The sequence below is a fragment of the Vibrio sp. 2132-1 genome, from assembly GCF_033344315.1.
Window position 1 is genome coordinate 1 of sequence record NZ_JAWPON010000680.1, and the last position, 562, is coordinate 562.

General features: G+C 49.1%; 1 protein-coding gene. It reads right to left on the reverse strand.

The genetic code is table 11. The features are described from left to right. On the reverse strand, positions 1-562 hold a 562-nt coding region (locus R8N47_RS27360; RefSeq protein WP_318186384.1), incomplete at both ends, for a cytochrome c oxidase subunit 3.

Genomic DNA, 562 nt, shown 5'->3' on the forward strand with positions numbered 1-562 from the left:
AAGCGTGAATGTACTCTTTGGCTTGATAGAACAAGAAAAAGCCCGCCAACACGATGGTGATTTCAAGCCACACGACTAACGCTGTGCGTCGGTTTTTCTCCAAACTGATGTGTGCCATGTGTAACGTGATAGAAGAGAGAAGCAAAATAATGGTGTTAGTGAGCGGAATACCTTGCCAAGGCATCGCTTGGGTGCTTTCCCCACTTGGCGTTGTCGTGAGCGGCCACATAGCTTCAAAGCTTGGCCACAATACTTCATTGGTCATGAGGTTATTATCAGCCCCTCCTAACCAAGGGACAGACACCATTCTGGCGTAAAACAGCGCTCCGAAAAACGCGCCAAAGAACATCACTTCTGAAAAGATGAACCAACTCATCCCCTGACGAAATGATCGAGTGATCTGCGCGCTGTATTTGCCCGTCAACGATTCGGTGATGACGTTACTAAACCACCCTGCCAACATGTAAAGCAGAAACAAAAAGCCTACGGCAAGCACAATACGACCAACAACACCGACCGCACCATCGCTTTGAGTACCTTGCACCGTCATGCCCGCACCGAC